Here is a 25,362-nt window from a genome sequence, read left to right as displayed (position 1 = left end):
CTCAGGTCGTGGACGGGGCGAAGCGGGCGCTCAGCCGGTTCGCGGCGCCCGGGTAGGTGAGCCGCACCTCGGTCACCGTCTCGCCCTGCCGCCAAGTCCGTCGCTCCATCACCAGACAGGGCGTGCCCGCCGAGAGGTCGAGCAGCCGCGCGACCCGCGCCGTGGCGCCGACGGCGGCGATCATGTGCTCGGCCTCGCTCCACGGGATGTGGCGCAGCAGCCAGACGCCCGGCGCGAGCTCGGCAAAGCTCTCGGCCTCGGCATCCGGCGCGACGGCAAGGTTGATCACCCGCTCCTCGAGGCAGAACGGCGCCTCGTCGGCGTAGTGCAGGCAGGTGAGCTCCAGCACCCGCGTGCCGGGCTCGATGCCGAGCTCGAGCGTCTCGACCGCCGAGGCCCGGCGCAGCGTGCGGGTCACCACCTCATGGCGATAGGCCCCGCCCTGCGCGGTCACCTCGTCCTTGATGTCCTTGATCTCGAGCACCGCGTTCTGGCTCTGCTGCGGCATGACGATCGAGCCCGTCTTGCGCCGCCGCAGCACCAGCCCCGCGTTGGCGAGCTGGGTCATCACCTTGTTCACGGTCATCCGCGAACAGCCGTATTCCGTCCGCAACTCCTGCTCGGTCGGGATGCGGTGGCCGGGAGGCCACGCGCCGGAGAGGATCTTGCCCTCGAGGTCGCTGCGGATGCGATCGTGCAGCGATGCTCTGGGGGCGCTCTCCTTGATCATGCCGCCTCCGTCAGACCAGCGTCGAGGCGCCGCGGTCGAGATAGGTGTCGAGGAACTGCTCGAGGCGCGGGTGGCGCGGCTTGGCGAAGACCTTCGAGGGCGCGTCGGTGAACAGCAGCTTGCCGTGGTCGAGGAAGCTGATCTGGTTGCCCACGGTGGCGGCAAAGCCGATCTCGTGGGTGACCACGACCATGGTCATGCCCTCGGCGGCAAGGCTGCGCATCACGTTCAGCACCTCGCCGGTGAGTTCCGGGTCGAGCGCCGAGGTCGGCTCGTCGAAGAGCATGATCTTCGGCTCGAGCGCGAGCGAGCGGGCGATCGCCACGCGCTGCTGCTGGCCGCCCGAAAGCTGGCTCGGATAGTGCCCGGCGCGGTTCTCGAGCCCGACCTTGCGCAGCTGCACCATGGCCTTTTCCTCGGCCTCGGCCTTGCCCATCTTGCGCACACGGCGCAGCGCCGCCGAGACGTTGCCGAGCGCGGTCATGTGCGGCCAGAGGTTGAACTGCTGGAACACCATGCCGATCTGGGAGCGGACCTTGCGCAGCTCGGTCGCCGACTGGCGCTGGCGCTTGCCGGCGCCGTCGTAGACGAAGCCGAGCGGCGCGCCCTCGATGAAGATCGAGCCGTCGGTGGCCTCCTCGAGGAAGGCCATGCAGCGCAGCAGCGTCGACTTGCCCGAGCCCGAGGGGCCGATCAGGCAGGACACCTGCCCGCGGGGGATTTCCAGCGAGATGTCGTCGAGCACGGTGGTCGTGCCGAAGCGTTTCACCAGATGCTGAACGGAGATCGCGTTGTCGCTCATGCCTTGGCCAGCCTGTATCTTGAGAGTTTCTTTTCCGCGAGCCGCCCGAGCAGGCCCGCCAGTTCGACCAGCACCCAGTAGACGAGCGCGATCAGCACCATTGCCTCGACGAAGGCGTATTCCTGCGAGCCGATGGCGCTGGCGGTCATCGTCATCTCGGGGACCGTGATGAGCGAGAGCAGCGCCGTCTCCTTCAGCAGGATGATCGCCATGTTGACCGAGGGCGGGATCACCAGCAGCGCCATCTCGGGCAGCAGGATGTTGCGGATGATCTGGATGCGGGTGAAGCCGAGGCATTCCGCCGCCTCGACATGGCCGGGGGGCACCGACTGGTAGCCGGCCCGGAAGATCTCGGCGAAGTAAGCAGCGCCGTAGACGCTGAGCGCCAGCAGACCGGCGGGCAGCGCGTCGAGCGAAAGCCCGATGTAGGGCCCGCCGAAGTAGAGCAGGAAGAGCTGCACGAGGAAGGGCGTGCCGCGGATCACCTCGATCGGCACGGTAAGCGCCTTGTCGACGACGACGCCGCCGTAGCGCCGCGCGGTGGCGATGACGAAGCCGATCACCGCGGCGAAGAGCGTGCCCACCACCCAGACGAAGATGGTCATCGCGATGCCCGAGAGCAGCGCGTCCTGCTTGGACAGGATGACGTTGAAATCGAAGCCCATCACTTGCCTCCCGCGCCCGGAAGGCGCCGTTCCAGCTGGCGCCCGGCGAGGGCGACCGCGAGGTTGATGACGAGGTAGATCAGGCCCGCGCTGGCGTAGATCTCGAGCGGCATGAAGGTCGAGGCGACGAGGTTCTGCGCCATGCGCGTCAGCTCGATCAGCCCCACGACCGAGACCAGCGACGAGGCTTTCAGGATCAGGATCGCCTCGTTGATCAGCGCCGGCAGCGTCAGCCGCAGCGCGATCGGCACGCGGATGTGGAAGAAGGTCTGCACCGGCGTGAAGCCCGCCATGTCGGCGCTCTCGACAAGCCCGGTGGGCACGCCCTCGAAGCCGCCGCGCAGGTTCTCCGCCTGGTAGGCGGCGGTGCAGATCGACAGGCCGATGATCGCCGTGACCAGCGACGGGATCTGGATCCCGACCACCGGCAGCAGGTTGTAGAGCAGCAGCAGCTGCACCAGCAGCGGCGTGCCGCGGAAGAAGGAGATGAAGAACTTGGAGAACCATTGCAGCGGGCGGATGCCCGACAGGTTCGCCGCCGAAAGCAGGATCGCCAGGAAAAGGCCGATCAGGATCGACACCGCGCTGACGAAGATCGTCATCAGCGAGGCCTCGAGAAGCAGGTTGAAGAGTTTCCAGCTCATGGTCCGGGAAGGGCCTCGGGTGTGGCGCCCGCAGAGGGGGCTCGGCGGGGGAGAAAAATGACCGGCGGTGGTCGGGTGACCCTCCGCCGGTCAGGCCGAAAGGGCCGGCCCGGGTGAACGGGCCGGTCGGGATTGGCTCAGATGTTGGGCTCGGTGACCGCGTCGGGGGTCTCGAAGGTCTGGCCGAACCACTTCTGCTGCATCTCGCCGAGACGGCCGTCGGCCTTCATCTTCAGGATGGCGGCGTCGATCGCGTCCATCAGCGAGGCGTGGTCCTCGTCCTTCAGGCCCGGGAAGCCGAAGTAGGTCTTGGTGCCGAAGGGCGCGACCACCGAGAAGACCTCGGGGCGCTGCGAGGCGACGAAGGCGATGTTCGGCAGCGAGTTGGCGACACCGGCGATGCGGCCTGCGGCGAGGTCGGCATAGGCCTCGTTGAACGAGACGTAGTCCTTGGTTTCCGGCTTCGGATCGAGCGTCGCGCCGAACTCCTCGAGCTGGGCGAGCTGCGCGGTGGCGTGGCCGGAACCGATGACCTTGCCGGCGATGTCCTCGGGCTTGGTGATCGACTCGTCCTTGGTCGACTTCAGCAGGGCGACGGTGGCCTCGGCGATCGGCGGCGTGAAGCGGTAGCGCTCCATGCGGGCCTTGGTGATGGTCGCGGGGCCCGCGACCATGTCGAACTGGCCGGCTTCGAGACCCGGCAGGACGCCGGCCCAATCAAGGGTGATCCACTCGATCTTGACGCCCAGCTCCTCGCCGATCGCGGCGAAGACGTCCATGTTGAGGCCCACGTGGTCGCCCGCGTCGATGTAGTCGAAGGGGGCGAAGGCGGTCTCGGTGCCGACCTTCATCACACCGGCTTCCTTGATCCGGGCCAGCGCGTCCTGCGCCTGGGCCGCGGCGGCCCCACCCAGCAGAAGCGCGGCACCCGCAAGTGCGGAGATGACTTTGTTGCGCATGTCCATTAGTCTCCCTGTTGTCGGTCCCTGCCGCCTTCGGGGCCGGGTTCCGATTTTGACTATACAAAAGGGACCACGCACAGCCCCCGAGTCAATCCCTGCCGTTGGCGCATTTCATGCAGCTTTGTGACAGGCAAGGCCAGGCGCCCAAAAAACAGGCGCATGACCGTGGGTCATCCGGGTCAGAGATCGAAGATCTTGCCCGGGTTCATCAGGTTCGCCGGATCCACCGCGCGCTTGAGCAGCTTCATCAGCTCCAGCGCGGCGCCGTGCTCGGCCTGCATGTAGCCCTTCTTGCCGAGGCCCACGCCATGCTCGCCGGTGGCGGTGCCGCCAAGCGCGATGGCGCGCTCGACCAGCCGCCCGTGCGCCTTCTGCACGCGGGCCTTCTCCTCGGCGTCCTGCTCGTCGAACAGCATCACGAGGTGGAAGTTGCCGTCGCCCACATGCCCGTGCATCGGCGCGATGATCCCCTCGGCCTCGAGGTCGGCCCCGGTCTCGGCGAGGATGCGCGGCAGGTCCGAGACCGGCACGCAGACATCCGTCGACAGCGACTTGCAGCCCGGCCGCAGCCCGCGCGCGGCGTAAAGCGCCGAGTGCCGCAGCGCCCAGACCTTCGCGTACTCCTCCGGCGTGTTGACCGGGTGCAGCACCGCCTCGTGTTCCGACGCAAGTGCATCGAAGGTGTCACGGTCGGTGTCGACCTGGCTCTCGGAGCCTGCAAGGTCCACCAGCAGCGTCGGCTGCTCGGGCAGCTCGGTCTTGTTGTAGGCGTTGATCGCCTTGACCTGCAGCGCGTCCATCAGCTCGATCCGGTTCAGGCAGAGCCCGAACTGCAGCGCCTCGACCACGGTCTGCGTCGCCGCCTCGATGCTGGGGAAGCTGTAAAGCCCGGCTTTCGCCATTTCGGGAATACCCGAAAGACGCAAGGTGAGCTCGGTGATGATCCCGAGCGTGCCCTCGGCACCGATGAAGAGATGCGTGAGGTCATAGCCCGACGAGGATTTCCGCGCCCTCCCGCCGGTGCGCACGATCTGCCCGTCCGGCAGCACCACGGTCAGCCCCATCACGAGGTCGGCCATGGTGCCGTGGCGCACGGTCATCGTCCCCGAGGCGCGGGTCGAGGCCATGCCGCCCAGCGTCGCGTGGGCGCCGATGTCGATGGGCAGGAAGAGCCCCGTTGCCCGCAGGTCCTCGTTCAGCGCCTGCCGCGTGAGCCCGGCCTGAACCGTGCAGTCCATGTCCTCGGGGCTGACGCGCAGCACCTTCACCATCTGCGACAGGTCGATGCAGAGCCCGCCCCGGGTGGCGTTCACCTGCCCCTCGATGCAGCTGCCCGCGCCGAAGGGCACGATCGGGCAGCCATGGGCGGCGCAGAGTGTGACCGCCTGCGCAACTTCCTCGGTGGTCTGCGCGAAGAACACCGCCTCGGGCGGCGAGGCAGGGTGCCAGCTGTCCCCTGCCCCGTGCTGCGCGCGGACCGCCTCGCCCCGCTCGATCCGGCCCGGGAAGGCTGCGTCCAGTGCGGCGAAGGCGGTCTCGTGTTGTGTCACCCCAGGATCCCCGGCAGGTTCAGTTGATGTTCGCGGGCGCAGTCGATTGCGATCTCGTAGCCCGCGTCCGCGTGGCGCATAACGCCTGTCGCTGGGTCATTCCAGAGCACGCGGGCGAGGCGCTTGTCCGCCGCCTCCGACCCGTCGCAGCAGATCACCATGCCGGAGTGCTGCGAGAAGCCCATGCCGACGCCGCCGCCGTGGTGCAGCGACACCCAGGTCGCGCCCGAGGCGGTGTTCAGCAGCGCGTTCAAGAGCGGCCAGTCCGAGACCGCGTCCGAGCCGTCCTTCATGGCTTCCGTCTCGCGGTTCGGCGAGGCCACCGAGCCCGAGTCGAGGTGGTCGCGGCCGATCACGATCGGCGCCTTCAGCTCGCCGTTCCGCACCATCTCGTTGAACGCGAGGCCGAGCTTGTGGCGCAGCCCGAGCCCGACCCAGCAGATCCGCGCCGGCAGGCCCTGGAAGGCGATGCGCTCGCGCGCCATGTCGAGCCAGTTGTGCAGGTGCGGGTCATCGACCAGCTCCTTCACCTTGGCGTCGGTCTTGTAGATGTCCTCGGGGTCACCCGAGAGCGCCGCCCAGCGGAACGGGCCGACGCCGCGGCAGAACAGCGGGCGGATGTAGGCCGGCACGAAACCGGGGAAGGCGAAGGCGTCCTCGAGCCCCTCCTCCAGCGCCATCTGGCGGATGTTGTTGCCGTAATCCAGCGTCGGCACGCCGGCGTTCCAGAACTCCACCATCGCCGCGACGTGGTCGCGCATGGACGCTTTCGCGGCCTTGGTCACCCCCTTCGGGTCGCTCTCCTGCCTGGCGCGCCATTCGGCGACGCTCCAGCCCTTCGGCAGGTAGCCGTGCACCGGGTCATGCGCCGAGGTCTGGTCGGTGACGATGTCCGGCCGGCCGTTCGGCAGCGGCTCGCCCGCCTTCATCCGGCGCACCAGCTCGGGGAAGACGTCGGCGGCGTTGGCGATCAGCGCGACGGATTTCGCCTCGCCCGCCTTGGTCCAGCGGTCGATCATCGCCAGCGCCTCGTCGAGCGAATGGGTCTTCTCGTCGCAGTAGCGGGTGCGGATGCGGAAGTCGGCGCGGGTCTCGTCGCATTCGACGGCAAGGCAGCAGGCCCCGGCCATGACCGCCGCCAGCGGCTGCGCGCCACCCATGCCGCCAAGGCCCCCGGTGAGGATCCACTTGCCCTTGAGGTCGCCCGCGTAGTGCTGGCGGCCGGCCTCGACGAAGGTCTCGTAGGTGCCCTGCACGATGCCCTGGGCGCCGATGTAGATCCAGGACCCGGCGGTCATCTGGCCGTACATGGCGAGGCCCTTTTTATCGAGCTCGTTGAAGTGGTCCCAGTTCGCCCAGTGCGGCACGAGGTTCGAGTTGGCGATCAGCACGCGCGGCGCGTCGGGGTGGGTGCGGAAGACGCCGACCGGCTTGCCGGACTGCACCAGCAGCGTCTCGTCGTCTTCAAGCTTCTTCAGCGCGTCGACGATGCGATCGAAGTCCTGCCAGGTGCGGGCGGCGCGGCCGATGCCGCCGTAGACCACCAGCTCGTGCGGGTTCTCGGCCACGTCCGGGTGCAGGTTGTTCATCAGCATCCGCATCGGCGCCTCGGTCAGCCAGGACTTGGCGGTGATCTCGGTGCCGGTCGCGGGGTAGACGTCGCGAAGGTTGTGGCGGGGGTTGGTCATCGGAAGATCCTCTTATCGGGCCAGCGCGGGCGCAAGCGCCTCGATCCGCTGCAGCAGGTCGGCAAGGTGGACGCGCAGCTTCGCGGCCTTGGTCTCGTCATAGGCATAGGGGGCCACCTCGCTCTCGAGGTGGGTGTCCTGCGCCAGCTCCATCTGGATGGCGTGGAAGCCCTCGGCGGGGCGGCCATAATGGCGCGTGGTCCAGCCGCCGGTGAAGCGGCCGTTGAGCACCGAGGTGTAGCCCTCGGCGGCGGCGCAGGTCTCGGCCACGGCGGCCTCGATCGCCGGATCGCAGGTCACGCCCTTGCCCGTGCCGATGTTGAAATCCGGCAGCTTGCCCTCGAAGAGGAAGGGGATGTGCGAGCGGATCGAGTGGCAATCGTAGAGGATCGCCACGCCGTGCTTCGCGCGCACCCGCTCCATCTCGGCCATCAGCGCGGCGTGGTAGGGCGCGTGGAAGGCGTCGCGGCGGGCGGCGATCTCGGCCTCGTCCGGCGTCTCGATCCAGATCGGCGTGCCGTCGAAATCGGTGAGCGGCACGAGCCCGGTTGTGTTCTGACCCGGGTAGAGGCTGGCGCCATCCGGCGGGCGGTTGGCGTCGATCACGTAGCGGTGGAAGGTGGCGCGCACGGTCGTGGCGCCGGGCAGCAGCCCCTCGTAGAGCGTGTGGATGTGCCAGTCGGTGTCGCTCAGCTCCTGCCCGCGCGGGGTGAGCCTGTCGAAGATCTCGTCCGGCAGGTAGGTGCCGGTGTGCGGCAGGCCGAGGACGACCGGGCTGTCGCCCCGGGTGACGGTGACGGGTTCGTTTCTCACAGTGCCTCCTCCAGCCCTGCGGCGACGAGCAGCGCGCCCTCGCGCACCAGCGCGGCGCCTTTCTCGAGGTCGGGCGCAAGGTAGCGGTCGTTCTCCAGCGGCGCGACATGCTCGCGGATCTTCGAGACGACGCGCGCGAGGCGGTGCGAGGTCTTCAGCGGCGCGCGGAAGTCCACGCCCTGCGCGGCGCAGAGCGCCTCGACCCCGAGGATCACCGAAAGGTTGCGGTTCATCAACCCGAGGCGGCGCGCGCCGTGCGCGGCCATGGAGACGTGGTCCTCCTGGTTTGCCGAAGTCGGGGTGCTGTCGGTCGAGCAGGGGTTGGCGAGGTGCTTGTTCTCGGACATGAGCGCGGCGGTGGTCACCTCGGCGATCATGTAGCCCGAGTTCAGCCCCGGCGCGGGGGTGAGGAACGGCGGCAGGTCATGGTTCATCGCCGGGTCCACCATCAGCGCGACGCGGCGCTGCGCGATGGCGCCGATCTCCGAAAGTGCCAGCGCGATCTGGTCGGCGGCGAAAGCCACCGGCTCGGCGTGGAAGTTGCCGCCCGAGACGATCTGCCCCGGCCCCAGCACCAGCGGGTTGTCGGTGACCGCGTTGGCCTCGATCTCGAGCGTGGTCGCGGCGTAGCGCAGAAGGTCGATGGCGGCGCCGGCCACCTGCGGCTGGCAGCGGATGCAATAGGGATCCTGCACGCGGGTGTCGTTCTCGCGGTGGCTCTCGCGGATCTCCGAGCCCTCCATCAGCGCGCGGATGCCCGCGGCGACCTCGATCTGGCCGCGATGGCCGCGCAGCGTGTGGATCTCGGCGCGGGTGGGCGCGGTCGAGCCCATGATCGCGTCGGTGGTGAGGCTGGCGGTGACCACGGAGGTCTGCGCGTTGCGCCAGCCCTCGAAGAGGCCCACCAGCGCCAGCGCGGTCGAGAACTGCGTGCCGTTGATCAGCGCGAGGCCTTCCTTCGGGCCCAGCACCACCGGCGCGAGACCGGCCTTGGCGAGCGCGTCGGCACCGTGCAGCACCTCGCCCTCGTACTCGGCCTGCCCTGCCCCCAGCAGCACGGCGGTCATGTGCGCCAGCGGCGCGAGGTCGCCCGAGGCGCCGACCGAACCCTGGCAGGGCACCAGCGGCGTCACGCCCGCCTCGAGCATCGCTTCCAGCAGCTCGACGGTCTGCACCTGCACGCCCGAGGCGCCGCGGCCGAGGCTCAGCAGCTTCAGCGCCATCATCAGGCGCGTGGTGGCGCGGGGCAGCGGCTCGCCGACGCCGCAGCAATGCGACAGGATCAGGTTGCGCTGCAGCGTCGCCGTATCCTCGGGCGCGATGCGCACCGAGGCCAGCTTGCCGAAGCCGGTGTTGACGCCGTAGATCGCCTCGGAGCCCGCGGCGGCATCCGCGACGACCTTGGCCGAGGCCGCGATGGCCGGGCGCGACGCGTCGTCGAGACGGGCGGGCGCGTCCTCGCGCCAGAGCTGTTCGAGCTGCGCCAGCGTGGCGGTGCCGGGGGTGAGGATCATGCTTGGCCTCCAAAGATACGGGCGTGGAGCGGGTTGAACCCGATGCGATAGGACAGCTCTGCCGGGCTGTCGGTGTTCCAGATGCAGAGATCGGCGCGCTGGCCTGCGGCGATGCGGCCGCGGTCGGTGAAGCCGAGCGCCTTGGCGGCGTTCACCGTGACCCCGCGCAGCGCCTCTTCCGGCGTCAGGCGGAAGAGCGTGCAGCCCATGTTCATGGTGAGCAGCAGCGAGGTCAGCGGCGAGGTGCCGGGGTTGGCGTCGGTCGAGAGCGCCATGGGCACATCGTGCTTGCGGAAGGAAGCGACGGGCGGGGCCTGCGTCTCGTGGATGGCGTAGAAGGCGCCGGGCAGCAGCACCGCGACCATGCCGGAACCCGCCATGGCCTCGGCGTCGGCCTCGGTGGCGTATTCGACGTGGTCGGCCGAGAGCGCGCCATACTTGGCGGCCAGCTGGATGCCGCCCTGGTGCGAGAGCTGCTCGGCGTGCAGCTTGACCGGCAGGCCGAGCCTTTGCGCCTCGGCAAAGACCGGCTCCATCTCGGCGGCGGAGAAGGCGATGCCCTCGCAGAAGCCGTCGACCGCGTCGACCAGCCCCTCGGCAAAAGCGGCGCGCAGGGTCGGCAGGCAGACCTGCTCAATGTACTCGGCCTTGGTCCCCTGCCAGTCCGGCGGCAGCGCGTGCGCGCCGAGGAAGGTGGTCACGACGTTGACCGGGCGCAACTCGGCAAGCTTGCGCGCCACGCGCAGCAGGCGCAGCTCGGTGTCGCGGTCGAGCCCGTAGCCCGACTTGATCTCTACCGTGGTCACGCCCTCGGCCAGCAGCGCGTCGAGCCGTGGCAGGGACTGGGCGATCAGCGCGGCCTCGTCCGCCGCGCGGGTGGCGCGCACGGTCGAGGCGATGCCGCCGCCGGCGCGGGCGATTTCCTCGTAGCTCGCACCCTCGAGGCGCATCTCGAACTCGCGCGCCCGCGAGCCGCCGTAGACGAGGTGGGTGTGGCAATCGACCAGCGCGGGCGTCACGAGGCGGCCCTCGAGCTCGGTCACCTCCCAGCCTGCATGGGCCTCGGGGACATCCGCCATCGGGCCGACCCAGACGATCACGCCGCCGTCGATCGCCACGGCGCCGCCCTCGAGCAGGCCGTAGCCTGATGCGCCCTCCAGCGTCACCAGAGTTCCGCCGCGCAGCAGCTGTTGCTTGGTCATCTCGATTCTCCCGGTCGTTGCGCCTTTATGTCTATACAATTGAAACCCTGTCAATCGAGCCCAGGGGAAAACCCCGGTCACGGCCCCGGACCGCTCATCGAACGGGCATCCCTCAATGCGGACTCCCGGGCGCGCCGACCCGGACCAATGATTTAGAAAAACTAAACCAATGTGCAGCCCCGCCCCGCTTGTCCCGCGCCGCGCCAAGCGACATTCTCGCTGCATCTTACGCTTGCCAGAGGTCTTCCCATGTCGCGCCCCGACCAGCTCAAACTCGGCACTTTCGTCTACACCTTCGGCTTCCACCCGGCGGCCTGGATGCATCCCGGCAGCGACGTGCACGGGGCCAACGACCTGACGCACCTCAAGAAGGTCGCGCAGATCTCCGAGGCGGCGAAGCTCGACTTCATGTTCTTCGCCGACAGCCCGGCCGCGGCGATCGGCGATCCGGCGGCGCTGGCGCGCCAGCCCACCAAGATGAACCGCTTCGAGCCGATCACCGCGATCACCGCGCTGTCGCAGCACACCGAGAAGCTGGGCTTCGTCGCCACCGCCTCGACCTCCTACTACGAACCCTACAACATCGCGCGGCTCTTCGCCTCGGCCGATCACATGTCGGGCGGGCGGATGTGCTGGAACGTGGTGACCTCGGACCATGACGAGACCGGCTACAACTACAACCGCGAGGGGCTGCCGCCGCATTCCGAGCGCTACGAGCGCTGCGAGGAATTCGTCGACGTGGTCTTCGGCCTCTGGGACAGCTACGAGCCGGACGCGCTGCTGCTCGACCGCCAGAGCGGCATCTACCACGACCAGCACAAGCTCCACGAGCTGCACCACCAGGGCAAGCACTTCCAGGTGCGCGGGCCCCTGAACATCGCGCGCACGCCGCAGGGCCGCCCGGTGATCGCGCAGGCCGGCGGGTCCGAGCCCGGCATGGAGCTTGCCGCGCGCACCGCAGAGATGGTCTTCTCTCTGGCCTCGAACATCGAGAAGAACCGCGCCTTCTACGCCAACGTGAAGGGCCGGATGGCCAAGTACGGGCGGCACGAGGACGACCTCAAGATCATGCCCGGCATCGTCATCAACGTCGGTGAGACCGAGGCCGAGGCCGAGGCCCGCGCGCAGCAGCTCGTCGATCTCATGCACCCCGATGTCGGCCTGCTGATGCTGCAGGAATTCCTCGAGGCGGACCTGCGCGGCGTCGATCTCGACAAGCCCTTCCCGATGGAGCGGATGCCCGAGAAGGCCAAGGGCTCGAAGGCGCTTTTCGACGAGTTGAAGGAGTTCGTCACGCAGGGCCACACCATGCGCGAGCTGATCACCCACTACGCCCGCCGGCATACCGGCAACGGGCTGACCGGCACGCCCACGCAGATCGCCGACTTCATGCAGGAATGGTTCGAGACCCGCGCCGCCGACGGCTTCATCCTGATGTTCCCCACCCTGCCGAGCTCGCTCGAGGATTTCACCCGGCTGGTGGTGCCCGAGCTGCGCCGCCGCGGGCTCTTCCGCGAGGAATACGAGGCCTCGACCCTGCGCGGCAACCTCGGCATCTCCGAGCCCGGCAACCGCTACGCGCTGGCCCGCGCGGCGGAATAGGCGGCGGGTTCCGCACCGGGGCCCTGCCCTGAAAGATGGGGGGCGCGCGTCCGTGCGCCCCTGACACAAAAGCGGCACGCCGCGGCGCGGGACAGCCCGGAACAAATTCCGCATCTCGAAGTTGAGGGGCATGTTCCCCCATTTGAGACTGCGCATTTCATGAACCGCTCCCCCTCCACCGATCCGGTGCTTCGCGTCAGTGTCGCGATCCTTGCCGGGCTGGCGCTTCTCGTCTGCCTCAAGCTCGCCGAGAACATCTTTGCCCCGCTGATGCTGGCGGTGATCGTCGGCATCATCTTCTCTCCCCTGGCGGACCGGCTGGAAAAGCTGGGCCTGCCGCGCGGGCTCGTTGCCATCGTGCTGATCGTGCTGATGTTCTTCGCGGTGATCGCGCTCGGCTTCCTTGCCGAGCCCTACATCACCGCCGCGATCGACCGCATCCCGACGGTGAAATACGAGATCCGCAAGTTCCTCTTCGAGTACCGCGACCTGATCCGCGGCATCGACGAGGTCGAGCAGGCGCTCGGCGCGGCACAGAAGAAGGCCGAGGAGGGCAGCGGAATGCCCAGCATCACCGACGCGCTCTACGTCGCGCCGGTGATCGCCGGACAGGCGCTGGTGTTCTTCGGCGGGCTGTTCTTCTTCCTGCTGACCCGATGGAGCATCTACAGCTGGATGGCGCACCGCATCGGCGATAACACCACCACCGCCGCCATCCTCGACCGCTTCTGCGCCGCCGAGACTTCGGTCGCGCGCTACTTCGCCACCATCTCGGTGATCAACATCGGGCTCGGCTTCGCCGTCGCCGGCGGGCTCATGCTGATCGGCATGCCCGCCGCTCCGATCTGGGGCATCGCGGCGGCGCTGCTGAACTACGTGCTCTACGTCGGCCCGGCGGCCATGGCGGCGGGGCTGCTGCTGAACGGGCTGGTGGCCTATGACGGGATGATGAGCTTCGCGCCCATGGCGGTCTACCTCACGCTCAACATGTGCGAGGCGCAGTTCGTCACGCCGGGCCTCGTCGGCAAGCACATTCAGATCAACCCCTTCCTGATCTTCGTCTCGCTGGTCTTCTGGCTGTGGCTCTGGGGCCCGCTGGGGGGCATCGTCGCCATCCCGACCACGGTGATCGTGCTGCATCTCTTCGACATCATCGGCGAGGGCCGCCGGATGCCGGCAACCCGCCGCGCCGCCTGAGACCCTACCGCGCCGCCGCGCCCGGACCCGGCGCGGCGGCGCAAGAATCCCTTTGCGAAAACCCCCGGATAGAGGATCATCGACCGGGCAGGAGATCCCCCGGATCACGCGGCATTACCGTTCCGAAGGACCTGCGCGGTTTTCAGGAGTCGAGTATTTCCGGTGTCCATCGCATCCCATTCGATCCCCTTCGGGCTGATCGTCCTCATCTTCCTCCTCGTGCTTCCGGCCAGCGCCTATGCCGGGTTCCGCCTCGGCCATTACGAGCTGCGCCGGGCGCCCGAGCGCTACGCCGGCGGCAAGCTGCCCGGCGAGTCCTCGCTCGGCGCGCTGCTCGCGCTGCTGGGCCTGCTGGTCGGCTTCACCTTCAGCGCGACGCTCGGCTGGCGCGAGGCCAGCGTCTCGGCGGTGGTCGAGGAGGGCGCGGCGCTCGGCACCGCCTTCCTGCGCGCCGACCTGCTGCCCGACGGCGCCGGACGGCCGCTGCAGGAGGCCCTGCTTTCCTACGCCCGCACCCGCATCACGCCGAGCGGCTTCCACGCCACGCGCGCGAACGTCGACGCGGTGCTGGCGCAGACCGTCGCCGCGCAGGCGCTGCTCTGGCCCGCGACCATGGCGGCGATCACCCCGGACACGCCCGCCCCCGTCGCCACCTTCGTCGCGGGCGGCATCACCGAGGTGCTCGACGCGCACACCCGCCGCGTCGCCGCCGCGTCGAAGACCATCACCTCGGGCATCTGGGTGCTGCTGACCTTCGCCGCGGGCTCGGGCCTCTTCATCATCGGCAACCGCGCCGCGCTGCAGGGCCGGTCGATGAGCTGGCGGACGCTGGTCTTCTCGCTGGTGCTGGCCGCGGTGCTGGTGACCATCGAGGATCTCAGCCGCGCCACCGACGGGTTCACCGTGGTGCCGCAGGTCGCCCTGATCAACGCGGTGGCGGACATGGAGGCGGCGCTGGGAGTCGAGCCCGCACCAAAGGCGCAGCCCTGAAAGGGAAAAGGCTCCACCCTGGGGAAGGTGGAGCCTTTAAGGAACCCGGGCCACACGAGGGAAGTCGGGACAGGGTTGCAACCCGGGGTCAGGGACAGGACTGATCGTGCGTCCTTGCGCTCACAACCCGGCAGCGGAAGATTGGTTCCGCCAAGTCGTCATTTTTTTTCAGAAGCTTCGCCGACCCCGTCGGCGCCGGGTGCCGAGGCGTGTTCGGCCGCGGCTTTCTCTACGGCGCGGCGCGCGGCGAGCACCCGTGCGAGCTCGGTGTTGAGCTGCGCACCAAGCAGCGTGACCAGCGCGCTGACGTAGAACCACAAGAGCAGCGCCACCACAGCGCCGAGCGAGCCGTAGACCTCGTTCAGCCGGTCGAAGTTGCGCACGTAGCTCGCCAGCGCGAAGGAGCCGATGGCCCAGGCGATGACCGCGATGGCCGCGCCCGGCGTCAGCCAGGGCATGCGCGCGTGGCGCCGGTTCGGTCCGAAGCGGTAGACCAGCGCGACGGCAAGGTAGACCACGCAGAGCAGCACGACCCATTTCGCGCCCTCGACGGCGATCTCCACCTCGGCGGGCAGGTGCAGGAAGACCATGCCCGCGGGCACGACCACCACCGACGCGAAGGCGAGCAGCGCCACCAGCACGAGGAGCGCGGTCATGCCGTAGGCCACCAGCACCCGGCGCACCGGGTTCGTCCGGTGCGGTGCCTCGGTCACCGCGTTGAGCCCGCGGATGAGCGCCGCGACCGAGGCCCGCGCCGACCAGATCGCCACCACGATCGAGGCGACCGAGGCCCATTGCAGCGTCGAGCGGTTGGTCGAGATCAGCTGGGTGATCTGCGCGTCGATGAGCTGGAAGGCGGTTTCCGGGATGACATCGACGAGCAGCTCCATCTGCTCGGCGATTGCGATGGGATCGGCCCAGTAGCCCCAGATGGCGATCACCGCCGCCATGGCGGGAAAGATCGACAGGAAGGCGTAGAAGGCGACGCCCGCAGCGATCAGCCCGAGGTTGCGCTCGTCCATGCGCTGCCACGTCCGCCAGAGCGCATGCATCCAGCCGTGCAGCCCGACATGGCGCAGGTAGAGGCGCCCTTCGGGCGCGGCCTTCGCGGTGCGGGAGGTCTGGACGGCGGGCGTGGTGGCGGTGTTCGGCATGTCCGCAACCTGCGCAGAAGCCGCCCCGGCGTCAATCCACTGGTTGCCCGGCGCGGCGCATCTGCGGTCCGCCTGCACCGGGATGCACTGCGGTGGACCGGGCGCTCGAAAGCGCCGCGTTCGGCCATCCGCGCGCCTGACGAGGCGGAACCGGCCGGAGCAATGCGCGTTGACCACGGGCCCCCGAGATGGAGACAGCCCCGTGCCGGACCACCGCAAGATCTGTGTCATTCTGAACGAGCAGTCCGGGGATCACCCCGACACCCAGTCGCGCCGCCAGAGGCTGACCGAGCTCTTTGCCGAGAACGGGCTCGAAGCCGAGCTGATCGGCCTCACCCCCGACACGCCGATCCTCGAGACCGCCCGCAAGGCCGCGGGCAACGGCTGCGCGATGATCGTCGCAGCGGGCGGCGACGGTACCATCGGCGCGGTGGCCGCCGCCGCGCACGAGGCGGGCGTTCCGATGGGGGTGATCCCGCAGGGCACGTTCAACTACTTCGCCCGCGGCCTCGAGATCCCCGAGGAGCCCGAGGGCGCAGTGCGCATCCTCGCCACCGGCCGCCTGCGCGAGATCAGCCTCGGCGAGGTCAACGGCGAGGTCTTCCTCAACAACGCCAGCCTCGGCATCTATCCCCTGATCCTGCGCACGCGCGAGGGGGTCTACCAGCGCTGGGGCCGCTCCCGCCTTGCCGCCTACTGGTCGGTGGTGCTGGCCCTCGCGGGCTTCCGCCACCCGCTGCGGCTGCAGGCCGAGGTGGATGGCCGCAAGACCGAGATCCGCACCCCGCTCGCCTTCGTCGCCAACAGCGCCTACCAGCTCGAGCAATTCAACCTCGACGGCGCCGGGGCGATCCGCGAGGGGGAGTTCGTGCTCTTCACCTCGAAGGGAAGCAGCCGCTGGGACCTCGTGCGCGCCTCGCTCCGCCTCGCCATGGGCAAGGCGCAGAAGGGCGAGGAATTCGGCATGGTCACCGGGCGCGACATCACCCTGCGCACCAGCCGGCCTCAGGCGCTGGTCGCCCGCGATGGCGAGAAGGAGCTGATGCAGACCCCGATCCGCTTCCGCCACCGGGATGAGCCGCTGCGGGTGATGGTCCGGGCCGAACCCGAACCCGCCGAGCAGGAGCCCGAGCCCGAGACGCCCGCCCGCGCCGCGCTCGAGAAAGAACTGCCGGCATGACCCGGCTGATCCACATCTCCGACCTGCACTTCGGGCGCACCGCGCCCGAGCTTCTCGACCCGCTGCTGCGCGCGGTGAACGGCGCCAAGCCCGACCTCGTCGCGGTGACCGGCGATTTCACCCAGCGCGCGCGACGCAGCCAGTACCGCGACGCCCGCGCCTTCCTGCGCAAGCTCGACGCGCCCTGGATGGCGGTGCCCGGCAACCACGACGTCTCGCTCGACAATCTCTGGCTGCGCTTCGTGCGCCCCTACCGCCGCTACCGCCGCTTCATCACCGAGGAGATGATGCCGGTGAAGCGCCTGCCGGGCCTCACCGTCGTCGGCTTCAACACCGTCGACCGCTTCCGCTGGCAGCGCGGCAAGATCCGCTGGCTGCAGATGCGCCACGCCTGCCGGATCTTCTCGGAAAGCGAGGGGCTGAACGTGGTGCTGGCGCACCACCCGTTCGAGCAGGACCCGGATGTCGACAAGTCGCTCATGCGCGACGCCGACAAGGCGATCGAACGGCTCTCGGAATGCGGCGCGCACCTTGTCCTTTCGGGTCACCTGCACCGCTGGCGGACCGAGCCCTTCCTGTCGCGCAAGCATGGCGCGCAGGTGCTGCAGGTGCACGTGGGCACCGGGCTCTCGACCCGGCTGCGCGGGCAGGAGAACGACTTCGCCATCCTCGATCTCGAAAGCCACAGCGCCAGCATCCGCCGCATGATCGCACGCGAGCGGCATTTCGTGGAAGCCGAGCGCCGGCACTACAGCTTCAGCGAGGGCGGCTGGCAGCGCAGTCCCGACTGGCCGCTCCGCGCGGAACCGGCGGCGCAGCCGGGCGTTGGTCTCGACTGAGCCCCCGCCGAAAGGAGCCCCCGGTGACGTCCGACACCCGCAGACAGCACGAGCATGACGTGGCCCATCCGCACGAGACCCGCGCCGGTCCCGGCGATGCCGGCGCCTCGGACCGGCCCGTGCCGCTGCCCGAGACGCCCGACACGCGCGGCAAGGGCCGCAGCGCGGTGCTGCTCTTCGTGCTGCTCGCCGTCGCGGCGCTGGTGATCATCGGCGTGTTCAACGGGGCGGCCCCCCGCTAGGCGAGTCTGCTCAGATCACCCCGGCGATCATCAGCGGCACCAGCACCGCCGCGGCCAGCGTGGCGCAGCCGATCATGGCGAAGAGCCCGTCGCGCACGAGAAGCGCCGTGGCGAAGCACAGCACCGTCAGCCCGAGGATCGACGAGGAGAAGGGCACCAGCTCGAGGAAGGGCATGGCAAGACCGCAGAGCAGGCACACGGCCTGCAGCAGCTTGCGCATCGGCCCGGCGGTCATCAGCCGCAGGCGGCTGCGCGAGTTGCGGTCGAGCCAGTTGCCGATGCCGCGCAGCCTGCCCAGCCCCTTGCGCGCCTTCGCGCCGTCGAAGCTGCGCGCCATCAGGAACTCCGGCAGCCACAGGTGGCGGCGCGAGATCAGCATCTGCCCCGCGATGAAGGCGATGAGCAGCCCGCAGAAGGTCGAGAACAGCGGGATCCCCGACAGCGGCGAGACCACCAGCAGCGCCGGCACCATCAGCGCCGGGATGAACGAGCTCTCGCCGAAGCTTTCCAGCATGTCGCGCAGCGACACGCGCGCGCCCCCGGCCGCGGCCTGCAGGCGGTCGACGATATCGCCGACGGGGCGGTCCGAGGCGATCTCGGGCGCGGCGGTGGTGCTCATGTGGGGAAGGTCCTTCAAGGGTTTGGTCCAGCGGGCGAACGCCGCCGGAAGCGGGCCGGTTCCGAACCGGCCGCCGCGGGAAGGGCGGGATGCAGGGCACCCCGCCGCTCCGGTCTCATTCGGCCGCGTCGCGCCGCGGCAGCACCCAGCCCGGGCGCGCGAAGTGGCAGGTGTAGCCGCCGGGATGGCGGACGAGGTAATCCTGGTGCTCGGGCTCGGCCTCCCAGAAATCACCCACCGGCTCGACCTCGGTCACCACCTTGCCGGGCCAGAGCCCCGAGGCGTCGACGTCGGCGATGGTCTCCAGCGCCTCGGCCTTCTGCGCCTCGTCGACGTAGTAGATCGCCGAGCGGTAGCTCATGCCAAGATCGTTGCCCTGCCGGTTCGGCGTGGTCGGGTCGTGGATCTGGAAGAAGAACTCGAGGATCTTGCGGTAGCTGGTCTTCGCGGGATCGAACCAGATCTCGATGCCCTCGGCATGGGTGCCGTGGTTGCGATAGGTGGCATTGGGCACGTCGCCGCCGGTGTAGCCGACGCGGGTGTCCGTCACTCCCGGCAGCCTGCGGATCAGATCCTCCATGCCCCAGAAGCAGCCGCCGGCCAGAACTGCGCGTTCAAGGCTCATGCCACGTCCTCCACCTGACCCAGATAGGCGCCGTAACCCTCGGCCTCCATCTCCTCGCGCGGCACGAAGCGCAGCGAGGCGGAGTTGATGCAGTAGCGCAGCCCGCCCCGGTCGATCGGCCCGTCGGGGAAGACGTGGCCAAGGTGCGAGTCGCCGAAGGCCGAGCGCACCTCGGTGCGGATCATCCCGTGCGTGGTGTCGCGCAGCTCGGCGACGTTCGCCGGCTCGATCGGCTTGGTGAAGCTCGGCCAGCCGCAGCCGCTCTCGTACTTGTCGGACGAGGCGAAGAGCGGCTCGCCCGAGACGATGTCGACGTAGATGCCCGGCGCCTTGTTGTCGAGATACCTGCCGGTGCCCGGCCGCTCGGTGCCGTTCTCCTGCGTGACGCGGTACTGCTCGGGGTCGAGCGCCGCGATCACGTCTGGATTGCGTTCGTATTTCGCCATGGAATCCTCCGGAACTTGCTCTTGGCCATAAGATGGGGATCCCGGAAGGCAAAGCAAAGCCCCCATCGCAGGCGCCGCCCCGCCATTCGCGGCGGACCGCCCGGCGGGACGCCGCTTGGCGCTGCGCCGGGGCCGGAACCGGCAAGGCCCCGCCGCCCCGGAGCGGTGGTTTGCGGCGGTGCGCCGCCGGCCGGACACATCGCGCTCACCACGCGGTGAAGGCCGGATCCGAAGCGCCCCGCCGCGCATTGTGGGGATGACCGGCGCGACATGCCGCACCGGAGTGACCGACCAAGGAAGCAAGGGAGACCCCCATGACCCTCCGTTCCACCAGCAAGCTCGGCCTTGCCGTTCTCACCGCCGCCACCCTCTCGGGCGCGGCCTTCGCGCAATCCTCCACCGCCGCCGATCCCGCCACGCAGGAGCAGGCGCCGCTCGCGCGCTCGGAGATGAGCGAGAGCACCGGCGCCAGCGGCTCGGGCGAAGCCGGCACCCTGCCGATCGCGCCGCAGACCACCGCCGACCTGCGCGCCGACGTGCCGCAGACCTACGGGCAGGTGATCTCCTCGCTGCGCAACGCCGACCTGTCGATGGCCGACCCCGAAACCGTGGTCGAGGCCTCGAAGGTCGAGATCCACCCGCTGAGCTCGCTCAAGGGCCAGGCTAACGAAAGCGCCACGGCTCTCGACGACGCGCTGGCCGCCGCAGGCCCGGAACTTTCGGCGCTGCGCGAGCTGCTGTCGGGCAACGACGAGCTGACCGCCGAGCTGAAGGACCAGGGCTATGAGCCCGAGGACGTGATCGGCGTCTATGCCTCGGACGATGCGATCGAGCTGCTCGTCGACGACCGCGCCTGAACCGGGGAGCGGGGCGAGACGCGCCCCGCTTCCTGACTGATCTGCATCCGCGCCCGCGCGGCGCGATGTCCGGGATTGCCTCGTGTTCCCGGCGGCCCCCCGTGTTCTCCAGCGCGGGGGGCCGAGACCGTTTTCGATGCATCGGCAGGCGCTGAACACGCACTCGATGAACACCGGCGTTCCCATTCGCGTGAATTTGCTTGCAGGACTCTCCGCGACCGCCCATCTTTCCGGCAGGAGGCACGTACTCCTGTCAGAACCTCCTGGATACCAGGACCCTCGTGGGCGTCGGTGCCATCCCTCGGCACCGGCGCTTTCTTTTTGCCGTCCCCGCGGGGACAGGTCCCCTCAGGTCAGAGCCCGCCGAGCCGCGCCACCGCCCAGCGTGCCGCGTCGCGCACCGTCTCGTCCGCGTCCTCGCAGAGACGCTGCGCCACGGCCCGCAGCTCTGCCTGTCCGGAATTGCCGATCGCATAGAGCACGTTGCGCACGAAGCGGTCGCGCCCGATGCGCTTGATCGGCGAGCCCGAGAAGCGCTCGCGGAAGCCCGCGTCGTCGAGCGCCGCCAGCTCCGCCAGCGGCGGCGAGAGCAGGTCCTCGCGGGCGTGGTACTTCACCTCCGAGGCGCGCTCGGCGAACTTGTTCCACGGACAGGCCGCAAGGCAGTCGTCACAGCCGTAGATGCGGTTGCCGAGAAGGCCGCGCAGTTCCTCGTCCACCGGGCCGTGATGCTCGATCGTCAGGTAGGAGATGCAGCGCCGCGCATCGAGCCGGTAGGGCGCCGGGAAGGCGGCCGTCGGGCAGGCGTCGAGACAGGCCCGGCACGAGCCGCAATGGTCGCGCTCCGCCCGGTCGACCGGCAGCTCGAGCGTGGTGAAGATCGCCCCGAGGAAGAACCACGAACCAAGCTCGCGGCTCACGAGGTTGGTGTGCTTGCCCTGCCAGCCGAGCCCCGCCGCCTGTCCCAGCGGCTTCTCCATCACCGGCGCGGTGTCGACGAAGACCTTGATCTCGGGAGCCCCGGCGCCGGGCCCCGCATCGCGCGCGGCGGCGTCGATCAGCCAGCGCCCGAGGCGCTTGAGCTTCTTCTTCACCACGTCGTGGTAGTCGCGGTTCTGCGCGTAGACGGAAATGGCCGCCCGGTCCCGCTCGGCCAGCACCGCGCGCGGGTCGTGCTCGGGGCCGTAATTCTCGGCCAGCATGATCACCGAGCGGGCCTCGGGCCAGAGCGCGGCGGGGTTGCCGCGCCAATGGGTGCGCTCGGCCATCCAGCCCATCTGCCCGTGATGCCCGGCCTCGAGGAAGGCCGCGAGCCGCGCGGCCGCCTCCGGCACGTCGCCGGGGCGGCAGATGCGGCAGGCGGCGAAGCCCACCTCCGCCGCCTGCCCGATCAGCCGTGCCTTCAGCTCGTCCATGCGCCCCCCCTTCTTCCAGGCGGAAATGTCCCGGGGGCGTCCTCGCCGAAGGCGAAGAGGGGGCAGCGCCCCCTCCCCCGGATCAGCCCTTCGAGACCTTGCCGTAGATCTGCGCGATGCGCTCGATCGCCGCCTCGGGCGACAGCTCCTCGCTCTCGCCGGTGCGGCGCGAGGTCAGCTCGACCACGCCGTTCTTCAGCCCGCGCGGGCCGACGGTGATGCGCCACGGCAGGCCGATGAGGTCCATCGTCGCGAACTTGCCGCCAGCGCGCTCGTTGGTGTCGTCGTAGAGCGGCTCGAGCCCCAGCGCGGTGAGCGAGGCGTAGATCGCGTCGCAGGCCGCGTCCGCCTCGGTGTCACCCTGCTTGAGGTTGACGATGCCGCAGTGGAACGGGGTCACGCCCTCGGGCCAGATGATGCCCTTCTCGTCGTGGCTCGCTTCGATGATGGCGCCCAGCAGGCGCGACACGCCGATGCCGTGCGATCCCATGTGCACCGGAACCCGGTTGCCGTCCTTATCGACCACCGTCGCGCCCATCGGCTCGGAGTACTTGGTGCCGAAGTAGAAGATCTGGCCGACCTCGATGCCGCGCGCGGTGCGGCGGCGCTCCTCGGGGACCTGCGCGAAGACCGCCTCGTCGTGGGTCTCGTCGGTGCGGGCGTAGCGCGAGGTGAACTCCTCGAGCACGGCACGGCACTCTTCATGGCTGTCGTAGTCGATCTCGCGGTCGCCGAACTTCAGCTCGGTGATCTGGCTGTCGTAGAAGACCTCGGACTCGCCGGTCTCGGCCAGCACGAGGAACTCGTGGGTGTCCTCGCCGCCGATCGGGCCGCTGTCGGCGCGCATCGGGATCGCCTGCAGGCCCATGCGCTCGTAGGTGCGCAGGTAGCTCACGAGGTGACGGTTGTAGGCGTGCAGCGCGTCTTCCTTGGTCAGGTCGAAGTTGTAGCCGTCCTTCATCAGGAACTCGCGGCCGCGCATCACGCCGAAGCGCGGACGCACCTCGTCGCGGAACTTCCACTGGATGTGGTAGAGCGTCAGCGGCAGGTCCTTGTAGCTGCCGACATGGCTGCGGAAGATGTCGGTGATCAGCTCCTCGTTGGTCGGACCGTAGAGCATGTCGCGGCCGTGGCGGTCGGTGATGCGCAGCATCTCCTGGCCGTAGTCGTCGTAGCGGCCGCTCTCGCGCCAGAGATCCGCCGACTGCAGGGTCGGCATCAGCATCGGGATATGGCCCGCGCGCTGCTGCTCCTCGTGAACGATGTTCTCGATGTTGCGCAGCACCTTGTAGCCCAGCGGCAACCACGAATAGATGCCCGCCTGCGCTTGCTTGATCATGCCGGCGCGCAGCATGTAGCGGTGCGACACGATCTGCGCCTCGGACGGCGTTTCTTTCAGAACGGGCAGGAAATAACGGCTCAGACGCATGCGGGCCTCCCGGAAATTGGCGTTTCGACCGGGTTAGGCGAAGCCTGCGCCAAGGGCAAGTGCCCTGCGGCGGTGCCGGAGCGCAAGCCCCGGTCCGGCAGGCGCGGGCCGGTGCGTCAGACCGGCAGCGATGCCAGGCGGGTGACCTGCTGCAGGGGCGGGCCCGAATGGGCGCGCTCGGTCAGGATCAGGAACAGCGGCAGAAGAAGGAAAACCCAGATGACAAGACCACGCAACATGGCCGCTCCTTCACAATCGGATGCAGAAATCGTCAATTAAATTCAACAAGCCCCAGTTTGCCTCATGACAGCGCCGCGATCCAGCACAGATATGGTGCAACGGTCCCGCAGACTTGAAAACGAGGGGCGGAGCGGCGATGAAGGACGGACGGCAGAGAGAAGGATTCCCATGGCGCTCCCCGTGCGCGATCAGATGAAATACTGGGGCGTGGCCGCCATCGTCTTTGCCGTGGTGCTCTGGTATCTCGGCAACGTCCTGCTGCCGTTCATCCTCGGCGGCGCGATCGCCTATTTCCTCGACCCGGTCGCCGACCGGCTCGAGCGGATGGGACTGAGCCGCGCCATGGCCACGATGGTGATCACCCTCGCCGGGGTGCTGATCTTCGTCATCCTCGCCATCGCCGTCATCCCGACGCTGATCCGGCAGGCGGGCGACCTGATCGAGACCGCGCCGCAGCTCTTCCGCGACCTGCGCGATTTCATCGGCGTGCACTTCCCGACGCTGGTCGACGAGGGCAGCCCGATGCGCGAGGCGATCGGCTCGGTGGGCGAGACGGTCAAGGAGCGCGGGGCGGAGCTGCTGAACACCGCGCTCAGCTCGGCCATGTCGGTGATCAACATCCTGATGCTCTTCGTCATCGTGCCGGTGGTGGCGGTCTACCTGCTGCTCGACTGGGACCGGATGGTGGCGCGCATCGACGAGTTGCTGCCGCGCGACCACGCCCCGGTGATCCGCCAGATCGCCGCCGAGATAGACCGCACCCTCGCCGGCTTCGTGCGCGGCATGGGCTCGGTCTGCCTGATCCTCGGCTGCTACTACGCCATCGCGCTGGCGCTGGTCGGGCTGAACTTCGGCCTCGTGGTCGGGGTCATCGCGGGGCTGCTGACCTTCATCCCCTACGTCGGCGCGATCATCGGCGGCGCGCTGGCCATCGGCCTCGCGCTCTTCCAGTTCTGGGGCGAATGGTACTGGATCGCCGCCGTTGCGGGGATCTTCTTCCTCGGCCAGTTCCTCGAGGGCAATTTCCTCACCCCGAAACTGGTCGGCAGCTCGATCGGGCTGCACCCGGTCTGGCTGATCCTCGCGCTGTCGGTCTTCGGCACGCTCTTCGGCTTCGTCGGCATGCTGGTGGCGGTGCCGCTGGCGGCGGCGATCGGCGTGATCATGCGTTTCGCCGTCGAGCGCTACAAGGACAGCCGCCTCTACCGGGGCCTCGAGACGGACGTCTTCCACGACGCCCGCCCTGCGGTGGACCCGGAGGCTCCATGATCATGCCAAGGCAGCTTCCCCTGCCCCTGCCGGTCCGCGCGGCGCTGGGGCGTGAGGACTATTTCGTCAGCTCGTCCAACAGCCTCGCCGTGGCGCTGCTCGACGGCTGGCAGAGCTGGCCGGCGGGCAAGCTGCTGCTGGTCGGCCCGGCGGGATCGGGCAAGACCCATCTCGCGCATGTGTGGGCGGCCGAGAGCGGCGCGACGATCGTCCCCGCCACCGCCCTGCCGGACCTGTCTATCCCCGACCTCGCCGAGGGGCCGAGCTGCGTCGAGAACGTTCCGCGGATCGCCGGGAACCGCCCCGCCGAGGAGGCGCTCTTCCACCTGCACAACCTCGCGCTGGCGCAGGGCCAGCCGCTGCTGCTGAGCGCCGAGACCGCGCCGCGCCACTGGCCGCTGAGCCTGCCCGACCTGAAATCGCGCATGGAGGGCACCCAGACCGCCACCCTGCGCGAGCCCGACGACGCGCTTCTCGCGGCGGTGCTGGCCAAGCTGCTCGCCGACCGGCACTGCATCCCCGCCCCCGACGTCATCCCCTACCTGCTGCGCCAGATGCCGCGCAGCTTCGCCATGGCGCAGCGCGTCGCCGCCGAGCTCGACGCCCGCGCCCTCGGCCGCGCCCGCGGGATCACCCGCGCGCTTGCCCGCGACGTGCTGATCTCGCTCGACCGCCGGGGCTAGCCCCC

The 25,362-nt window shown here is 69.2% G+C and carries 26 protein-coding genes; 9 read left to right on the top strand and 17 right to left on the bottom strand.

Features of this window, described 5'->3' with window-relative positions; all coding sequences use genetic code 11:
- Nucleotide 1: 1 nt before the first annotated feature.
- From hutC to hutI, 10 genes are all read right to left on the bottom strand, one after another.
- The gene (gene hutC / locus PVT71_RS19370) at nt 2–730 is read right to left on the bottom strand and encodes a histidine utilization repressor (protein ID WP_353474085.1); all 729 of its coding nucleotides are present in this window, start codon (nt 728–730) and stop codon (nt 2–4) included.
- A gap of 10 nt (nt 731–740) precedes the next feature.
- Nucleotides 741–1,532 carry an amino acid ABC transporter ATP-binding protein gene (locus PVT71_RS19365; protein ID WP_353474084.1) on the bottom strand — a complete coding sequence of 264 codons (792 nt, stop codon included), beginning with the start codon at nt 1,530–1,532 and terminating at the stop codon, nt 741–743.
- Nucleotides 1,529–2,197: an amino acid ABC transporter permease gene (locus PVT71_RS19360; protein WP_353474083.1), complete on the bottom strand. Its 669-nt coding sequence runs from the start codon at nt 2,195–2,197 to the stop codon at nt 1,529–1,531. The genes PVT71_RS19365 and PVT71_RS19360 overlap by 4 nt, the downstream gene beginning before the upstream one ends.
- Nucleotides 2,197–2,841 carry an amino acid ABC transporter permease gene (locus tag PVT71_RS19355; protein ID WP_353474082.1) on the bottom strand — a complete coding sequence of 215 codons (645 nt, stop codon included), beginning with the start codon at nt 2,839–2,841 and terminating at the stop codon, nt 2,197–2,199. The genes PVT71_RS19360 and PVT71_RS19355 overlap by 1 nt, the downstream gene beginning before the upstream one ends.
- A gap of 137 nt (nt 2,842–2,978) precedes the next feature.
- The gene (locus PVT71_RS19350) at nt 2,979–3,800 is read right to left on the bottom strand and encodes a transporter substrate-binding domain-containing protein (protein ID WP_353474081.1); all 822 of its coding nucleotides are present in this window, start codon (nt 3,798–3,800) and stop codon (nt 2,979–2,981) included.
- Nucleotides 3,801–3,982: 182 nt separating this feature from the next.
- Complete coding sequence (locus PVT71_RS19345) at nt 3,983–5,353, bottom strand: FAD-linked oxidase C-terminal domain-containing protein (protein ID WP_353474080.1); 1,371 nt, start codon at nt 5,351–5,353, stop codon at nt 3,983–3,985.
- Nucleotides 5,350–7,041: a urocanate hydratase gene (gene hutU, locus PVT71_RS19340; RefSeq protein WP_353474079.1), complete on the bottom strand. Its 1,692-nt coding sequence runs from the start codon at nt 7,039–7,041 to the stop codon at nt 5,350–5,352. Before hutU ends, PVT71_RS19345 begins: the two co-directional genes overlap by 4 nt.
- A 12-nt stretch (nt 7,042–7,053) precedes the next feature.
- A complete protein-coding gene (hutG, locus tag PVT71_RS19335; protein ID WP_353474078.1) occupies nt 7,054–7,854 on the bottom strand; it encodes an N-formylglutamate deformylase in 801 nt (266 codons plus the stop codon).
- A complete protein-coding gene (gene hutH, locus PVT71_RS19330; protein ID WP_353474077.1) occupies nt 7,851–9,368 on the bottom strand; it encodes a histidine ammonia-lyase in 1,518 nt (505 codons plus the stop codon). Before hutH ends, hutG begins: the two co-directional genes overlap by 4 nt.
- Nucleotides 9,365–10,570, bottom strand: coding sequence for an imidazolonepropionase (gene hutI, locus PVT71_RS19325; protein WP_353474076.1), 1,206 nt, complete (start codon nt 10,568–10,570; stop codon nt 9,365–9,367). Before hutI ends, hutH begins: the two co-directional genes overlap by 4 nt.
- A gap of 249 nt (nt 10,571–10,819) precedes the next feature.
- Between hutI and PVT71_RS19320 the strand changes: the two genes are divergently transcribed.
- From PVT71_RS19320 to PVT71_RS19310, 3 genes are all read left to right on the top strand, one after another.
- Nucleotides 10,820–12,172 (top strand): LLM class flavin-dependent oxidoreductase, encoded by a 1,353-nt coding sequence (locus PVT71_RS19320; RefSeq protein WP_353474075.1) that lies wholly within the window; start codon nt 10,820–10,822, stop codon nt 12,170–12,172.
- A 159-nt stretch (nt 12,173–12,331) separates the two neighbouring features.
- On the top strand, nt 12,332–13,369 hold the full coding sequence (locus PVT71_RS19315; RefSeq protein WP_353474074.1) for an AI-2E family transporter: 1,038 nt from the start codon (nt 12,332–12,334) through the stop codon (nt 13,367–13,369).
- 162 nt (nt 13,370–13,531) lie between these two features.
- A complete protein-coding gene (locus tag PVT71_RS19310; protein WP_353474073.1) occupies nt 13,532–14,359 on the top strand; it encodes a hypothetical protein in 828 nt (275 codons plus the stop codon).
- A gap of 158 nt (nt 14,360–14,517) precedes the next feature.
- Here PVT71_RS19310 and PVT71_RS19305 read toward each other — a convergent pair whose 3' ends face one another.
- Nucleotides 14,518–15,513: a YihY/virulence factor BrkB family protein gene (locus PVT71_RS19305; RefSeq protein ID WP_353474072.1), complete on the bottom strand. Its 996-nt coding sequence runs from the start codon at nt 15,511–15,513 to the stop codon at nt 14,518–14,520.
- A gap of 202 nt (nt 15,514–15,715) precedes the next feature.
- Here PVT71_RS19305 and PVT71_RS19300 point away from each other — a divergent pair, with 202 nt between their 5' ends.
- From PVT71_RS19300 to PVT71_RS19290, 3 genes are read left to right on the top strand one after another with little or no spacing between them, the layout of a single operon-like run.
- Nucleotides 15,716–16,693, top strand: coding sequence for a diacylglycerol kinase family protein (locus PVT71_RS19300; protein WP_353474071.1), 978 nt, complete (start codon nt 15,716–15,718; stop codon nt 16,691–16,693).
- Nucleotides 16,690–17,532: a metallophosphoesterase gene (locus PVT71_RS19295; protein WP_353474070.1), complete on the top strand. Its 843-nt coding sequence runs from the start codon at nt 16,690–16,692 to the stop codon at nt 17,530–17,532. The genes PVT71_RS19300 and PVT71_RS19295 overlap by 4 nt, the downstream gene beginning before the upstream one ends.
- Before the next feature lie 23 nt (nt 17,533–17,555).
- Nucleotides 17,556–17,774 carry a hypothetical protein gene (locus PVT71_RS19290; protein ID WP_353474069.1) on the top strand — a complete coding sequence of 73 codons (219 nt, stop codon included), beginning with the start codon at nt 17,556–17,558 and terminating at the stop codon, nt 17,772–17,774.
- A 10-nt stretch (nt 17,775–17,784) separates the two neighbouring features.
- Here PVT71_RS19290 and PVT71_RS19285 read toward each other — a convergent pair whose 3' ends face one another.
- The 3 genes from PVT71_RS19285 to msrB form a co-directional block, all read right to left on the bottom strand.
- On the bottom strand, nt 17,785–18,393 hold the full coding sequence (locus tag PVT71_RS19285; protein ID WP_353474068.1) for an exopolysaccharide biosynthesis protein: 609 nt from the start codon (nt 18,391–18,393) through the stop codon (nt 17,785–17,787).
- A gap of 115 nt (nt 18,394–18,508) precedes the next feature.
- Nucleotides 18,509–19,018 carry a peptide-methionine (S)-S-oxide reductase MsrA gene (gene msrA / locus PVT71_RS19280; protein WP_353474067.1) on the bottom strand — a complete coding sequence of 170 codons (510 nt, stop codon included), beginning with the start codon at nt 19,016–19,018 and terminating at the stop codon, nt 18,509–18,511.
- Nucleotides 19,015–19,464, bottom strand: coding sequence for a peptide-methionine (R)-S-oxide reductase MsrB (gene msrB / locus PVT71_RS19275; protein WP_353474066.1), 450 nt, complete (start codon nt 19,462–19,464; stop codon nt 19,015–19,017). Before msrB ends, msrA begins: the two co-directional genes overlap by 4 nt.
- Before the next feature lie 314 nt (nt 19,465–19,778).
- Here msrB and PVT71_RS19270 point away from each other — a divergent pair, with 314 nt between their 5' ends.
- Nucleotides 19,779–20,321, top strand: a complete 543-nt coding sequence (locus PVT71_RS19270) for a hypothetical protein (protein ID WP_353474065.1) — start codon at nt 19,779–19,781, stop codon at nt 20,319–20,321.
- A gap of 353 nt (nt 20,322–20,674) precedes the next feature.
- Here the strand turns inward: PVT71_RS19270 and queG are convergent, their stop codons facing one another.
- From queG to PVT71_RS19255, 3 genes are all read right to left on the bottom strand, one after another.
- Entirely contained in the window at nt 20,675–21,736 is a 1,062-nt protein-coding gene (queG, locus tag PVT71_RS19265) for a tRNA epoxyqueuosine(34) reductase QueG (protein WP_353474064.1), read from the bottom strand.
- A gap of 82 nt (nt 21,737–21,818) precedes the next feature.
- The gene (proS, locus tag PVT71_RS19260) at nt 21,819–23,165 is read right to left on the bottom strand and encodes a proline--tRNA ligase (protein WP_353474063.1); all 1,347 of its coding nucleotides are present in this window, start codon (nt 23,163–23,165) and stop codon (nt 21,819–21,821) included.
- Nucleotides 23,166–23,281: 116 nt separating this feature from the next.
- Entirely contained in the window at nt 23,282–23,404 is a 123-nt protein-coding gene (locus tag PVT71_RS19255) for a hypothetical protein (protein ID WP_353474062.1), read from the bottom strand.
- Between the two features lie 169 nt (nt 23,405–23,573).
- Here PVT71_RS19255 and PVT71_RS19250 point away from each other — a divergent pair, with 169 nt between their 5' ends.
- Nucleotides 23,574–24,674 (top strand): AI-2E family transporter, encoded by a 1,101-nt coding sequence (locus tag PVT71_RS19250; protein ID WP_353474061.1) that lies wholly within the window; start codon nt 23,574–23,576, stop codon nt 24,672–24,674.
- Complete coding sequence (locus PVT71_RS19245; RefSeq protein ID WP_353474060.1) at nt 24,671–25,357, top strand: chromosomal replication initiator DnaA; 687 nt, start codon at nt 24,671–24,673, stop codon at nt 25,355–25,357. Before PVT71_RS19250 ends, PVT71_RS19245 begins: the two co-directional genes overlap by 4 nt.
- Nucleotides 25,358–25,362: the final 5 nt, after the last annotated feature.

Source organism: Salipiger sp. H15, from assembly GCF_040409955.1.
Taxonomy (GTDB): Bacteria; Pseudomonadota; Alphaproteobacteria; order Rhodobacterales; family Rhodobacteraceae; genus Salipiger.
The sequence above is the reverse complement of the archived record's forward strand: the minus strand, read 5'-3'. Positions and strand labels throughout refer to the sequence as shown.

Bases quoted from the DNA above. Each gene is read 5' to 3' on its own strand.
- queG (WP_353474064.1), bottom strand. From the start codon at position 21,736: ATGGACGAGCTGAAGGCACGGCTGATCGGGCAGGCGGCGGAGGTGGGC.
- PVT71_RS19365 (WP_353474084.1), bottom strand. From the start codon at position 1,532: ATGAGCGACAACGCGATCTCCGTTCAGCATCTGGTGAAACGCTTCGGC.
- proS (WP_353474063.1), bottom strand. From the start codon at position 23,165: ATGCGTCTGAGCCGTTATTTCCTGCCCGTTCTGAAAGAAACGCCGTCC.
- hutH (WP_353474077.1), bottom strand. From the start codon at position 9,368: ATGATCCTCACCCCCGGCACCGCCACGCTGGCGCAGCTCGAACAGCTC.
- PVT71_RS19320 (WP_353474075.1), top strand. From the start codon at position 10,820: ATGTCGCGCCCCGACCAGCTCAAACTCGGCACTTTCGTCTACACCTTC.
- PVT71_RS19245 (WP_353474060.1), top strand. From the start codon at position 24,671: ATGATCATGCCAAGGCAGCTTCCCCTGCCCCTGCCGGTCCGCGCGGCG.
- msrA (WP_353474067.1), bottom strand. From the start codon at position 19,018: ATGAGCCTTGAACGCGCAGTTCTGGCCGGCGGCTGCTTCTGGGGCATG.
- PVT71_RS19255 (WP_353474062.1), bottom strand. From the start codon at position 23,404: ATGTTGCGTGGTCTTGTCATCTGGGTTTTCCTTCTTCTGCCGCTGTTC.
- PVT71_RS19350 (WP_353474081.1), bottom strand. From the start codon at position 3,800: ATGCGCAACAAAGTCATCTCCGCACTTGCGGGTGCCGCGCTTCTGCTG.
- PVT71_RS19305 (WP_353474072.1), bottom strand. From the start codon at position 15,513: ATGCCGAACACCGCCACCACGCCCGCCGTCCAGACCTCCCGCACCGCG.
- hutI (WP_353474076.1), bottom strand. From the start codon at position 10,570: ATGACCAAGCAACAGCTGCTGCGCGGCGGAACTCTGGTGACGCTGGAG.
- PVT71_RS19295 (WP_353474070.1), top strand. From the start codon at position 16,690: ATGACCCGGCTGATCCACATCTCCGACCTGCACTTCGGGCGCACCGCG.
- hutU (WP_353474079.1), bottom strand. From the start codon at position 7,041: ATGACCAACCCCCGCCACAACCTTCGCGACGTCTACCCCGCGACCGGC.
- PVT71_RS19285 (WP_353474068.1), bottom strand. From the start codon at position 18,393: ATGAGCACCACCGCCGCGCCCGAGATCGCCTCGGACCGCCCCGTCGGC.
- hutC (WP_353474085.1), bottom strand. From the start codon at position 730: ATGATCAAGGAGAGCGCCCCCAGAGCATCGCTGCACGATCGCATCCGC.
- msrB (WP_353474066.1), bottom strand. From the start codon at position 19,464: ATGGCGAAATACGAACGCAATCCAGACGTGATCGCGGCGCTCGACCCC.
- PVT71_RS19270 (WP_353474065.1), top strand. From the start codon at position 19,779: ATGACCCTCCGTTCCACCAGCAAGCTCGGCCTTGCCGTTCTCACCGCC.
- PVT71_RS19250 (WP_353474061.1), top strand. From the start codon at position 23,574: ATGGCGCTCCCCGTGCGCGATCAGATGAAATACTGGGGCGTGGCCGCC.
- PVT71_RS19360 (WP_353474083.1), bottom strand. From the start codon at position 2,197: ATGGGCTTCGATTTCAACGTCATCCTGTCCAAGCAGGACGCGCTGCTC.
- PVT71_RS19315 (WP_353474074.1), top strand. From the start codon at position 12,332: ATGAACCGCTCCCCCTCCACCGATCCGGTGCTTCGCGTCAGTGTCGCG.
- PVT71_RS19355 (WP_353474082.1), bottom strand. From the start codon at position 2,841: ATGAGCTGGAAACTCTTCAACCTGCTTCTCGAGGCCTCGCTGATGACG.